The following is an 11,395-nucleotide window of genomic DNA, read 5'->3' as shown; positions in this document are numbered from 1 at the left end:
GGGATGAGGGCGGGCCTCGTCAGGGGGCGAGGACGGTGAGGGCGCGGGGGTCGCAGTCGACGGTCAGGGGCAGCGGTCCGAGCGGTTCGCCGTCCGCGTAGCCGGTGGTGGCGGGGGCGTCGAGGGTGATCGAGCGGGCGCGGTACGTGGTGACGGCGGGGTGGTCGAGGTGGGTGCCCTGGTACACGCGGGGGAAGACCCGGAGGAGGGTGGCGCGGCCGACGCCGCCGACGACGGTGACGTCGAGGAGGCCGTCGTCGGTGCGGGCGTCGGCGCAGATCCGCATGCCGCCGCCGTAGGAGGTGCCGTTGCCGACGGCGACGAGGGTGGCGTCGGTCTCGACGGTCCGCCCGTCGAGGACGAGCCGGTAGGGGACGGGGCGGAAGGCGGCGAGCTCGGCGAGGATCGCGAGGTCGTACTTGAAGCGGCCGGCGGGAAGCCGCATCCGGTTGCCGCGGTCGTTGACCCGGGAGTCGAACCCGGAGGCGAGGACGGTGCCGTACCAGCGGGGTCCGGTCGGGGTGGTGACGCGTCCGAGGTCGACGGTACGGGCCGCGCCGTCGCGCAGGAGCGCGGAGGCGAGGCGGGCGGCGGCGGCCGGGGCGCGGACGGGGAGGCCGAGGGTGCGGGCGAAGTCGTTGCCGGTGCCGACGGCGACCACGCCGAGCGGGGTCCCGGTGCCGGCGACGGCCTGGAGGGCGAGGGAGACCATGCCGTCGCCGCCGACGGCGACGAGCGCGGCGGTGCCGTCGTCGACGGCCTCGCGGGCGCGGCGCAGGGCGTCGGCGGCGTCGAGGCCGAGGACGGTGCGGACGGAGTGGCCGGCGGCGCGCAGGGCGTCCGCGGCGGGCTGGGCGGCGTGGGCGCCGCGGCCGCGGCCGGCGGTGGGATTGACGAAGAGCGTGATGTCGCTGGACATGGCTGGGTCCCCCCGGACGGAGTCTGGGGGGACCCTACAAGATCGGCCTGCCGCGGGGACCGCCGGTGCGGCGGCCGGCGGGGTCAGGTGATGTCGTCGTAGCCGCCCGTGCGGTGGGCGCGGGCTCCGTCGGTGTCGCCGCCTGCCTGCTCGGGCAGGGCGCGGGCGGCGGGGACGGGGTCCAGGGCGCCGACCGGCTCGGGGGTGTGGTCGAGCACCGATGCCTCGTCGTCGTCGAGCTGGGCGTCGGGGTCGCGGCGGGCCCGTCGCCGGTCGTTGAGGATCGAGAAGCCGACGGCGATGAAGTACAGGATGATGATCGGTCCGGCGAGGGCGATCATGCCGAGCGGGTCGGTCGAGGGGGTCGCGACGGCGCCGAAGACGAAGGTGCCCATCACCATGGCGCGCCACCAGCCGGCCATGCGCTTGCCGGTGACCACGCCGGTGAGATTGAGCATGATCAGCAGCAGGGGCAGCTCGAAGGCGAGGCCGAAGACGAGCACCATCCTGGTGGTGAAGTCCAGGAGGTCGTCGAGGGAGAGGAAGTTCGAGGCGACCTCGGGGGTGATGCTGATGAGGACGCGGATGCTCACCGGCATGATCAGGTACGCCGTGTAGGCGCCGGCCGCGAAGAGGGGGACGGCGATGGCGGCGAACCAGTAGGTGTACTTCTTCTCGCTCTTGTGGAGTCCGGGCGCGATGAAGGCCCAGAGCTGGTACAGCCAGACCGGGCTGGACGCGATGAGGCCGGCCAGCAGGACGACCTTCACCGTGGAGGTGAAGGGGGAGAGCACGGTCTGGTAGGCGAGGACGACGCAGCGTCCGCCGGTGTTGTCGGCCAGCGAGCTGTTCGGGGCGCACTTCGGTACCGGGGACGACAGGAAATCCATCAGCTGCTGACTGAAGAACACCGCCACCACGGAGGCGACGATGATCGCCAGCATCGCTTTGGCGAGGCGATTGCGCAGCTCGCGGAGGTGATCGGCGAGTGGCATGCGCCCCTCGGGATCCCTCTCCTTCTTCATGCGGGCAGACTTCGGCAACCCACGTCCTCATCTCGTGCGGGCAGGCCGCTGGGCGGCGTACGTGCGGGGCGAACGGTGCGGCGCTGGGTGGAGCGGGTCAGCGCTGGGTGGTGTCGGACGCCTCGGTCACGGGACGGCCGCCGGTCACGTCGCCGGGGGCGGCCTTGATGGTGCGCTGGGCGGCGGGGGTGGCCGGGTCGGCCGGCGCCTCGGCGGGAGTGGCCGCGTCCTGGTTCTCGGACTTCATGGCCTTGGCCTCGCTCTTGAGGATGCGGGCCGACTTGCCGAGGGAGCGGGCCATCTCCGGGAGCTTCTTGGCGCCGAAGAGGAGCACGACGACCAGCAGGATGAGGCTGATCTCAAGGGGACCGATCTGACGGAACATGGCTGTGGTCTCTCTTCTCACCGAGGCGGCATGGGCGTGCCCGGCCGGTCGGACATGCGTCCGGCCTCCGCGCTGTCTGCGATCGTAACCCGCAGGAGTAAACGTCGGGCAATGCCCGTGCATACTCCCGATTGCGTCCGTGGAGCCCTGATCAGGGGTGATCCGGGCAGCGTACGACAGTGGACTCAGGGCAGGGAACGGCCGGTTCGCGCCAGTCCCGTGGCGGCGTCCTCCAGCTCGTCGGCGGCGCGCTGGATGCGCTGTGTGGTGACTTCCACTTGGCGGCCGAGGCGCCGGACCTCCAGGAAGACCTTGACGGCGAGGGCGCCGAGGACGGCGAGGCCGAGGAAGCCGAGGGCGATCGCGAGCATGGGCCAGAACATGTGCCGAGCCTAGCCTTCGGTGGGTGGGGGGCCGGTCAGGCGGTGGTGTGGAGGCGGAGGGTCCGGACGCCGCCGCCGGTGAGGAGTTCGACGATGCGCTCGCCGGCGGGCTTGCGGACGGCGCTGCCGCACTCGGGGCAGGTGAAGGAGTAGAAGGTGGTGCGGTGGCTGGCCCCGATGGCCAGGCGCAGGGCGCCGGCGGCGAGTTCGAAGCGGCAGCGGCAGTCGGGGCAGGCGGCCTTGAAGAGGACCGGGGCCACCGACACCGACAGTCCGGACATCACGGACATTTCCCTCAACTCTCTCCGCCTCGAACCCGCTGGACCCTCACGGCACCCGCCCCGGCCGACCCCCGGCCGCGTACGAGGACCGCTCACACACCCTCGTACGCGGCGAGCGCGGCGGTCGCCGCCGCCCGGGCGCTCTCCGCGAGGCCGGTCGGCGACACGATCCGGCCATCGCTGCCGAGGCGCAGCGCGAGCCGCTTCAGCGAGGCCGGGTCGGGGGTGCGCAGGGTGATCCGCAGCCCGCCGTCGGGCAGCTCCTCGGCCCGGTCGTGCGGGTAGTACTCGGCGACCCAGCGGCCGCCGGGGCCGACCTCGACCACCACCTCGGGGTCGTCGGCCGAGGGCTGGACCAGCCCCTCGGACAGGTCCCGCAGCTCCAGCTCCGGCGGCGCGGCCGCCTCCTCCAGGATGCGGATCTCGGCCACGCGGTCCAGCCGGAAGGTGCGGCGCGCCTCGGAGAGCCGGCACCACGCCTCCATGTAGGTGTGGCCGACGGCGAAGAGGCGGATGGGGTCGACCTCGCGCTCGGTGAGCTCGTCGCGGGCGGGCGAGTAGTAGCGCACCCAGAGCCGCCGGCGCTCGGAGATGGCCCGGTCGACCTCGGCGAAGACGCCGCCCTCGGACTCGAAGGTGACCGAGAGGCGGGCGCTGGCGCCTGCGGCCTCGCCGGCGGCGGCCTCCAGCTTGGCGGTGGCGCGGACCAGCGCGTCCCGGTCGCCCTCGCGCAGCCCCGGCAGGGTCGCGACGGCGCGGGCGGCGACGAGCAACGCGGTGGCCTCGTCGGCGGCGAGCCGCAGCGGTTCGGCCACGTCGTCCGGATTGTGCCACCAGATCCGGTCGCCGTCGGTGTCGATGTCGAGCAGGTCGCCGCCCCGGAAGCTGGTGCCGCACATGGGCAGCACGTCCAGGTCGGAGATCAGCTCGTCCTCGGTGATGCCGAAGGCGCGGGCCACGTCGGCGACGTGGGCGCCGGGGCGCTCGCGGAGGTAGGTGACGAGGGAGAGCATCCGCCTCGTCTGGTCGATCGCGTTGGCAGCCATGCGGTTCGTCTCCCCCTCAGCCCTTGGCGACGGCGCGCAGCCGCTCCACCACGTCGGCCCGCAGGTCGGCCGGTTCCAGTACGACGACGTCGGGGCCGAACTCGACGAGCCAGGCGTCGAGGCCGTGCCCGTACGGGATCTCCAGCTCGTCCCATCCGTCGGCGCCCTCGCGCGTCTCGACGGCGCGGCCGCGCAGCGGGTAGCCGCAGCCGGCCCGGAGCCGGATCCGGGCGGAGCGGGTGGCGGTCTCCCCCGCCCAGCTCTCCACGGTCTCGCGGACGGTGACCACGTCGGGAACGGGCGCGGTGAAGGCGCCGGCCCGGGAGCGGACCTTGCCGGTGATGCGGGAGAGGCGGAAGACGCGCTCGGCGCCGCGGTCGCGGTCCCAGCCGGCCAGGTACCAGTGGCCGCGCCAGCACTCCAGCGTCCAGGGCTCGACCTGGCGGGGCTCGGGGCGGGCGGCGTTGGCCTTGCGGTACTCGAAGGAGACGGGGCGCCGGTCGCGGCAGGCGAGCATCAGCGGCTCGAAGGCGGCCTCGTGCACCGGGATGCGGGGTTCGAGGGCGCTGGGCTGGATCTCGTACGTGTCCTCGGCCTCGGGCATGCCGGCGGCGCGCAGCTTCTGGAGGGCGCCGCTGGCGGCTCCGGCGAGGCGGGCCTGCTGCCAGACCCTGGCGGCGAGGCCGAGCGCGGCGGCCTCCTCGGCGTCCAGGGTGATGGGCGGGAGGCGGTTGGAGTCGCGGCGGGCGAGGTAGCCGGTCTCGCCGTCGAGGTTCTCGACGGTCTCGATGACCAGGCCGAGCTCGCGGAGGTCGTCCTTGTCCCGCTCGAACATGCGGTTGAAGGCCTCGTCGCCGCTGGCCTCCAGGTACGCCTCGATGGAGCCGCGCAGTTCGCGCTTGCTGAGGGCGCGGCGCGTCCCGAGCAGGCACAGCGCGAGATTCATGAGCCGCTCGGCCTTGGCAATCGCCATGGACGCCTTGCACCCTCTTCCCCGGTTCCGTTCTCGGACGTCCGACCGTACCGCCCCGGGGTGTCCGGACAAAAGCCGAGGGCCCCCGCCGTGGAGGCGGGGGCCGTCGGTACGTGGCCTGGGGCCGGGTCAGCGCTTCTTCACGGAGACCAGGTCGCAGACGAAGATCAGCGTCTCGCCGGGGCCGATCTTGGCGCCGGCGCCGCGGTCGCCGTAGGCGAGGTGCGCGGGGATGACCAGCTGGCGGCGGCCGCCGACCTTCATGCCCTGGACGCCCTGGTCCCAGCCCGCGATGACCATGCCGGCGCCGAGCGGGAACTCCAGCGGGGTGCCGCGGTTCCAGGAGGCGTCGAACTCCTCGCCGGAGTCGAAGGAGACACCGACGTAGTGGACGTTGACCGTGTCCCCGGCGGCGGCGACCTCGCCGTCGCCCTCCCAGATGTCCTTGATCTCCAGGTCGGTCGGCGCTTCGCCGCCCGGGAAGTCGACCTCGGGCTTCTCGATGCTCACTGCTGTGCTCCTCATACGGGTGGAACCGCGCGGACGATGGCCCGCGCGACCCGGCCAACCTACCCCGAGGGGGGACCGGACCGCGCGGGAACCGGCTACTGCTTGGCGAGAATGTCCACCGTGAAGACCAGCGTCGACTTGGCCGGGATCGGACCCTGCGCCTGGTCGCCGTAGCCGTCGGCCGGCGGGACGACGAGCAGCACGCGGCTGCCGACCTTCTTGCCCTCCAGGCCCTTGCTCCAGCCCGGGATGACGCCGGCCAGCTGGAAGGTGGCCGGGGCGCCCCGGTCGTAGGAGCTGTCGAACTTCTTGCCGTCCTTCCAGAGCACGCCCTGGTACTGGACGGTCAGGGTGTCGGTGGACTTGACCGCCTCGCCCTTGCCCTCGATGACGTAGTTGGAGACGAGCGCCTTGGGCGCGTCGGTCTTCGGGACGGTCAGCGAGGGGGCCTTGCCGTCGGTGTTGGTGCCGACCTTGGGCAGGTCCTTGTTCTCCTGGGCGACGACGGTGCCCGTGGCGGACTTCGGGACGGTGGTCGCCTTCAGGATGTCGACGACGAAGACCAGGGTGGCGCCGCCCTTGATGCTCGGCGGGGAGCCCTGCTCGCCGTAGCCGAGCTCCGGCGGGATGCCGATCTCGACGCGGCTGCCGACCTTCTGGCCCTTCAAGCCCTGGTCCCAGCCCTTGATGACCTGGCCGGCGCCGAGGGTGAGGGTGAACGGCTCACCGCGGTCGAAGCTGTTGTCGAAGGGGGTCGTCGAGTCCCAGGTCTGACCGAGGTAGTTGACCTGGAGGGCGTCGCCGTCCTTGGTCGCCGGGCCGTCGCCCTCGCTGATGACGTTGACCTTGAGTTCCTTCGGCGGGTCGCCCTCGCCCTTCGCGAGGGTCGGCTTCTTGCCGAACTCCTCGCCCGCCGTGATGGCGGGAAGCCCGTTGGTCATCGAGGCGTTATCGGAGCCTTTGGTGTCGCTGCCGCACGCCGCTGTCGTGAGCAGCAGCAGCGGGACGACGAGAAGGCCGGCAATTCGGCGCACGTGTTCCTCAGATCTCAGACGGCACAGTAGTTGTCCGGACACTCTAGGGGACCCGCCTGTGACGTCCAGGGCCCCGCGCGTCGCACGCGCGGGGCCCCGATCCGGTCTTCCGATCGTCCTACATACCGGCGATCAGCTTCTCCACCCGGTCGTCGACCGAGCGGAACGGGTCCTTGCAGAGGACCGTGCGCTGCGCCTGGTCGTTGAGCTTCAGGTGGACCCAGTCGACGGTGAAGTCCCGGCGCTGCTCCTGGGCGCGGCGGATGAAGTCGCCGCGGAGCCGGGCCCGGGTGGTCTGCGGGGGCACCGACTTGCCCTCGAAGATCTTCACGTCGTTGCAGATCCGCGCCGCCTGCCCGTTCTTCTGGAGCAGGTAGTAGAGCCCGCGGCGGCGGTGGATGTCGTGGTACGCGAGGTCTATCTGCGCGACCCGCGGGTTCGACATGGTCATGTTGTGCTTGGCGCGGTACCGCTCGATGAGCTTGTACTTCATCACCCAGTCGATCTCCGTCTGGATGCGGTCCAGCTCCTCCTGCTCGATCGCGTCGAGCGTGCGGCCCCACAGTTCGAGCACCTGGGCGACCACGCCGGAGCGGATGCCGCGCCGGTCGACGAAGTCGGACGCCTTCTCGTAGTACTCGCGCTGCACCTCCAGGGCGGACGCCTCGCGGCCGCTGGCCAGGCGCACCTTGCGCTGGCCGGTGATGTCGTGGCTGACCTCGCGGATCGCCCGGATCGGGTTCTCGAGGGTCAGGTCGCGCATCACCGTGCCGGCCTCGATCATGCGCAGCACGAGGTCGGTGGCGCCGACCTTGAGCAGCATGGTCGTCTCCGACATGTTCGAGTCGCCGACGATGACGTGGAGCCTGCGGTAGCGCTCGGCGTCGGCGTGCGGCTCGTCCCGGGTGTTGATGATGGGGCGGGAGCGGGTGGTGGCGGAGCTGACGCCCTCCCAGATGTGCTCGGCGCGCTGGGAGACGCAGTAGACGGCGCCTCGCGGGGTCTGGAGGACCTTGCCCGCGCCGCAGATCAGCTGACGCGTGACCAGGAACGGGATGAGGATGTCCGCGAGGCGGGAGAACTCGCCGTGGCGGGCGACGAGATAGTTCTCGTGGCAGCCGTAGGAGTTTCCGGCGGAGTCGGTGTTGTTCTTGAACAGATAGACGTCGCCCGCGATTCCCTCCTCGTGCAGGCGGCGTTCGGCGTCCACGAGAAGACCTTCGAGAATGCGCTCGCCGGCCTTGTCGTGGGTGACCAGTTCGATCAGGTCGTCGCATTCCGGTGTGGCGTATTCCGGATGCGAACCCACGTCGAGGTACAGGCGGGCGCCGTTCCGCAGGAAGACATTGCTGCTGCGGCCCCATGACACGACTCGGCGGAAGAGGTACCGCGCCACTTCGTCAGGAGACAGTCGGCGCTGTCCCCTGAACGTGCACGTGACGCCGTACTCGTTCTCCAGCCCGAAAATGCGGCGGTCCATGTCTGAACATTACGCCTGACGGCCTGTGCTGAAACCGGGTTGGACGTTCCCGTTTCGATCATTTTCCGATCAGAGGGCGTTCTTTTCTGTGTGCACGGCGGTGGCGCCGCCCCCGCTCGCGGCGTGTCGCGACCGGCGGCCGGGCGCGTCGGGGTCGTTCAGCACCCGGCCGGTGGCGAGCAGCACCAGCAGGGCGACCACGCCGCCGGCGCCGGCCACGGCGAATCCGGCCACGGTCCCGGAGAGTTCGACGGCCGGGCCGGCGGCGGCCGAGCCGAGGGCGGCGCCGACGCCGAAGGTGGTGACCAGCCAGGAGAACGCCTCGGTGACGGTGCCGGCCGGGGCGTGCCGGTCGACCACGATGAACGCGCAGGCCAGTACGGGGGCGAGGAAGACACCGGCCACGGCGGAGAGGCCGGCCATGGCGAGCGGGCCGGGCATCAGCGTCAGCGGCAGGTAACAGAGCGCCAGCAGGGCTACCAGGACGCGCAGTCGCCGCTCGGGCGCGCCCGCCCACTGGCGGGCTCCGTACAGGACGCCGCCGAGGAGCGCGCCGAGGCCGAGGGCGGCCATCAGCCAGCCGTAGACGGACGGGGTGCCGCGGTCGTCGGCGTAGGCGACGGCGGCCACCGTGATGGAGCCGAGGGCGAGGCCGACGAAGAAGAACGAGCCGAGCAGGGCGAGCAGCCCCGGCGAGCGCAGCGCGCCGAGCCAGTGGGCCTCGCGGGGCGCGGAGCGCCAGGCCCGGGAGGGCTCGGAGAGGACGACGGAGAGGGCGCCGAGGACGCCGATGAGGTTGATGACGAGGAGGGCGGCGGCGGGCGACCAGAGGGCGACGAGGAGGGTCACCAGGAGCGGGCCGACGGTGAACATGACCTCCTGGGCGACCGCGTCGAGGGCGTACGCGCGGTGGACCCGGTCCTCGCGGCCCAGGACGCTCGGCCACAGGGCCCGCAGGCCGCCCTCCAGGGGCGGGGTGAAGAACCCGGCGAGGACGACGGCGGCGTAGGCGAGGGGGAGGTTGCCGATGCCGACGAGGGCGAAGAGGGCCATGCCGAGGGCGGACAGGGCGGCGGCGGGCAACTGGACGCGCGGCTGGCCCTTGAGGTCGACGGCCCGCCCGAGGAGCGGCTGCCCGATCGCGTTGGCGAGGCCGTACGCGGCGACGAGGCCGCCCGCGAGGGTGTAGCCGCCGCCCTGGTCGCGGACGAAGAGGGTCATGGCGACGGGGCCGGTGCCGTTGGGGAGCCGGCCGACCAGGGTGCCGGTGAGCAGGCGGAGCGCGTGGGGCGCTCTCAGGATGTCGCGGTAGCCGCCGTGTGCCGTGGCCTCGGTGGCCATGCGGGTCTCCCCTCCGTCGGCTCACGCCGAGGTTTTACGTATAACGTCTTCCGTCATACGTACCATGGCGGCGTGACGCGGGTCCACCCCGCGCCCGCGCACCACCGACCAGCGCACCACCGACAGCGTCCGACGCGGAGGCCCCGTGCAGACCCCTGAATCCCTCGGCGCCCCCCGTCCGACCAGCAGGGACGTGGCCCGGGCGGCGGGTGTCTCGCAGGCCACCGTCTCCCTGGTCCTCGGCGACAAGTGGCGCGGCCGTGTGTCGGAACGCACCGCCGGCACCGTCCGGGACGCCGCCCGCGAGCTCGGCTACCGGCCCAACCTGGCGGCCCGCAATCTGCGCCTGGGCCGCACCCGTACCGCCCTGCTCGTCGTCCCCGCGCTCACCAACGAGTTCTTCGCCCACGTGTACACCGGCGCCGCCGCGGTCGCCGCCGACCACGGCTTCGGCGTCGTGCTCTACCCCTCCCCCGACGGCCTCGGGCCCGCCCGCGACCCCTTCGCCTCCGCCCAGGCGGCCCTCGACGGCGTGCTGGCCTCCTCGATGGCCACCGACGCCCTGGAGGCGTTCCGCGACAGCGACCTGCCGCTCGTCATGCTCGACAGCGACCCGGCGGGCCCCGGCGCCGCCGCGCACGTCAACCTCGACGTCGCCGAGGGCATGCGGATGGTCACCGCCCATCTGCTCGCCCTCGGCCACCGCCGCTTCCTGCACCTGGCGTCGGCGGCCCCCTCCTGGACCTTCGACGTCCGCGCCGCGACGCTCGCGCACGCCCTGCGGGGCGCGCAGGTGCGCACCGTACGGTCGCCGCTCACCGTCGCGGCCGCGCGGGAGGCCGCCGGGGCGGCCCTCGCCGCGCCCGGGCCCCGCCCCACGGCGGTGATCTGCGACGACGACATCCTCGCGGCCGGGGTCTGCAAGGCCGCGCGGCGGATCGGGCTGCGCGTCCCGGAGGACCTGTCGGTCACCGGCTTCGACGACATGGCCCTGGCGACCGCGGTCGAGCCGGAGCTCACCACGGTCCGGCTGCCCGCCGAGGAGTTCGGACGGCGGGGCATGGAGGCGCTGCTCGCCGTCCTGGCGGGCGAACCGGCCCGCTCGGACGTCCTCCCCGCCGAGCTGGTCCCGCGCGGCTCCACGGGCCCGGCGCCGGCCGTCTGAGCCCCGGAACGCGCGGAGGGGCCCGGTCCTGGTGGACCGGGCCCCTCCGCGCGTCGCGCGACTACTCCTCGGACACCTCGTCCGAGGGCTCGTCCGTCTTCGCCAGGGCCGCGTTGTCCGCCTCCAGGAGGCGGACGAGCTGACGCCCGACGATCCGCTTGAACTTCCGCTGCTGCGGACGCGTCCGGTCCAGGACCGCCACCTCCAGGCGCTCCGCGGGGATCTCCCGCTCGGTGCCGTTGGTGTCCCGGGAGAGCGCCTGCACCGCGAGCTTCAGGGCCTCCGCGAGGGACATCCCGTCCCGGTGCCGCTGGTCCAGGAAGGAGCTGATCTGCTCCGCGTTGCCGCCCACCGCGACCGAGCCGTGCTCGTCCACGATGGAGCCGTCGTGCGGCAGCCGGTAGATCTGGTCCCCGGCCGGCTCGGTGCCGACCTCGGCGACGACCAGCTCCACCTCGTACGGCTTCTCGCCGGCGCTGGAGAAGATGGTGCCCAGCGTCTGCGCGTAGACGTTCGCCAGGCCGCGCGCGGTCACGTCGTCCCGGTCGTAGGTGTATCCGCGCAGGTCGGCGTAGCGGACGCCGCCGATCCGCAGGTTCTCGTACTCGTTGTACTTGCCGGCGGCGGCGAAGCCGATCCGGTCGTAGATCTCGCTGAACTTGTGCAGGGCGCGGGACGGGTTCTCGCCGACGAAGACGATGCCGTCGGCGTACTGGAGGACCACGAGGCTGCGGCCGCGCGCGATGCCCTTGCGGGCGTACTCCGCGCGGTCGGCCATGGCCTGCTGGGGGGAGACGTAGAACGGTGTCGACACCGGCGCTCGTCCCTTTCTTCTGGGCTGTGAGGGGGCGAC

13 protein-coding genes are annotated in these 11,395 nt (G+C 72.6%); 1 reads left to right on the top strand and 12 read right to left on the bottom strand.

Annotated features, from left to right (window positions below; genetic code table 11):
* Positions 1–19: 19 nt before the first annotated feature.
* The 11 genes from ACFXMG_RS21020 to ACFXMG_RS20970 form a co-directional block, all read right to left on the bottom strand.
* The gene (locus ACFXMG_RS21020; protein WP_383825366.1) at positions 20–919 is read right to left on the bottom strand and encodes a diacylglycerol kinase; all 900 of its coding nucleotides are present in this window, start codon (positions 917–919) and stop codon (positions 20–22) included.
* An 83-nt stretch (positions 920–1,002) separates the two neighbouring features.
* Positions 1,003–1,914 (bottom strand): twin-arginine translocase subunit TatC, encoded by a 912-nt coding sequence (gene tatC, locus ACFXMG_RS21015; protein ID WP_383825364.1) that lies wholly within the window; start codon positions 1,912–1,914, stop codon positions 1,003–1,005.
* A gap of 127 nt (positions 1,915–2,041) precedes the next feature.
* Positions 2,042–2,329: a Sec-independent protein translocase subunit TatA gene (gene tatA, locus ACFXMG_RS21010; protein WP_383825362.1), complete on the bottom strand. Its 288-nt coding sequence runs from the start codon at positions 2,327–2,329 to the stop codon at positions 2,042–2,044.
* 185 nt (positions 2,330–2,514) lie between these two features.
* Positions 2,515–2,712, bottom strand: coding sequence for a hypothetical protein (locus ACFXMG_RS21005; RefSeq protein ID WP_383825359.1), 198 nt, complete (start codon positions 2,710–2,712; stop codon positions 2,515–2,517).
* Between the two features lie 35 nt (positions 2,713–2,747).
* Complete coding sequence (locus tag ACFXMG_RS21000) at positions 2,748–2,993, bottom strand: hypothetical protein (RefSeq protein ID WP_384901770.1); 246 nt, start codon at positions 2,991–2,993, stop codon at positions 2,748–2,750.
* A gap of 92 nt (positions 2,994–3,085) precedes the next feature.
* Positions 3,086–4,039: a helix-turn-helix transcriptional regulator gene (locus tag ACFXMG_RS20995; protein WP_383825354.1), complete on the bottom strand. Its 954-nt coding sequence runs from the start codon at positions 4,037–4,039 to the stop codon at positions 3,086–3,088.
* A gap of 16 nt (positions 4,040–4,055) precedes the next feature.
* A complete protein-coding gene (locus ACFXMG_RS20990; RefSeq protein ID WP_383825351.1) occupies positions 4,056–5,012 on the bottom strand; it encodes a helix-turn-helix transcriptional regulator in 957 nt (318 codons plus the stop codon).
* 129 nt (positions 5,013–5,141) lie between these two features.
* The gene (locus tag ACFXMG_RS20985; protein ID WP_383825348.1) at positions 5,142–5,522 is read right to left on the bottom strand and encodes an FKBP-type peptidyl-prolyl cis-trans isomerase; all 381 of its coding nucleotides are present in this window, start codon (positions 5,520–5,522) and stop codon (positions 5,142–5,144) included.
* Between the two features lie 95 nt (positions 5,523–5,617).
* Positions 5,618–6,556, bottom strand: a complete 939-nt coding sequence (locus ACFXMG_RS20980) for an FKBP-type peptidyl-prolyl cis-trans isomerase (protein ID WP_383825346.1) — start codon at positions 6,554–6,556, stop codon at positions 5,618–5,620.
* 118 nt (positions 6,557–6,674) lie between these two features.
* The gene (pafA, locus tag ACFXMG_RS20975; RefSeq protein WP_383825344.1) at positions 6,675–8,036 is read right to left on the bottom strand and encodes a Pup--protein ligase; all 1,362 of its coding nucleotides are present in this window, start codon (positions 8,034–8,036) and stop codon (positions 6,675–6,677) included.
* Positions 8,037–8,105: 69 nt separating this feature from the next.
* Entirely contained in the window at positions 8,106–9,377 is a 1,272-nt protein-coding gene (locus ACFXMG_RS20970) for an MFS transporter (RefSeq protein ID WP_383825341.1), read from the bottom strand.
* Positions 9,378–9,522: 145 nt separating this feature from the next.
* On the opposite strand from ACFXMG_RS20970, the gene ACFXMG_RS20965 reads away from it, so the two are divergent.
* Entirely contained in the window at positions 9,523–10,542 is a 1,020-nt protein-coding gene (locus ACFXMG_RS20965) for a LacI family DNA-binding transcriptional regulator (protein ID WP_383825339.1), read from the top strand.
* Between the two features lie 61 nt (positions 10,543–10,603).
* On the opposite strand, the gene prcA is transcribed toward ACFXMG_RS20965, so the two are convergent.
* Positions 10,604–11,356: a proteasome subunit alpha gene (gene prcA, locus ACFXMG_RS20960; protein WP_383829308.1), complete on the bottom strand. Its 753-nt coding sequence runs from the start codon at positions 11,354–11,356 to the stop codon at positions 10,604–10,606.
* Between the last annotated feature and the right edge of the window lie 39 nt (positions 11,357–11,395).

Origin of the sequence: Streptomyces sp. NPDC059201, from assembly GCF_042754585.1 — a bacterium.
Taxonomy (GTDB): Bacteria; Actinomycetota; Actinomycetes; order Streptomycetales; family Streptomycetaceae; genus Streptomyces.
Note: the sequence above shows the minus strand (reverse complement) of the source record. Positions and strands in the feature narration are given on the sequence as shown.

What these genes read in the sequence shown, in the direction of transcription:
- ACFXMG_RS21020 (WP_383825366.1), bottom strand. Translation starts at nt 919, where the DNA reads ATGTCCAGCGACATCACGCTCTTCGTCAATCCCACCGCCGGCCGCGGC.
- tatA (WP_383825362.1), bottom strand. Translation starts at nt 2,329, where the DNA reads ATGTTCCGTCAGATCGGTCCCCTTGAGATCAGCCTCATCCTGCTGGTC.
- tatC (WP_383825364.1), bottom strand. Translation starts at nt 1,914, where the DNA reads ATGCCACTCGCCGATCACCTCCGCGAGCTGCGCAATCGCCTCGCCAAA.
- ACFXMG_RS20995 (WP_383825354.1), bottom strand. Translation starts at nt 4,039, where the DNA reads ATGGCTGCCAACGCGATCGACCAGACGAGGCGGATGCTCTCCCTCGTC.
- ACFXMG_RS20990 (WP_383825351.1), bottom strand. Translation starts at nt 5,012, where the DNA reads ATGGCGATTGCCAAGGCCGAGCGGCTCATGAATCTCGCGCTGTGCCTG.
- ACFXMG_RS21005 (WP_383825359.1), bottom strand. Translation starts at nt 2,712, where the DNA reads ATGTTCTGGCCCATGCTCGCGATCGCCCTCGGCTTCCTCGGCCTCGCC.
- ACFXMG_RS20970 (WP_383825341.1), bottom strand. Translation starts at nt 9,377, where the DNA reads ATGGCCACCGAGGCCACGGCACACGGCGGCTACCGCGACATCCTGAGA.
- ACFXMG_RS21000 (WP_384901770.1), bottom strand. Translation starts at nt 2,993, where the DNA reads ATGTCCGGACTGTCGGTGTCGGTGGCCCCGGTCCTCTTCAAGGCCGCC.
- pafA (WP_383825344.1), bottom strand. Translation starts at nt 8,036, where the DNA reads ATGGACCGCCGCATTTTCGGGCTGGAGAACGAGTACGGCGTCACGTGC.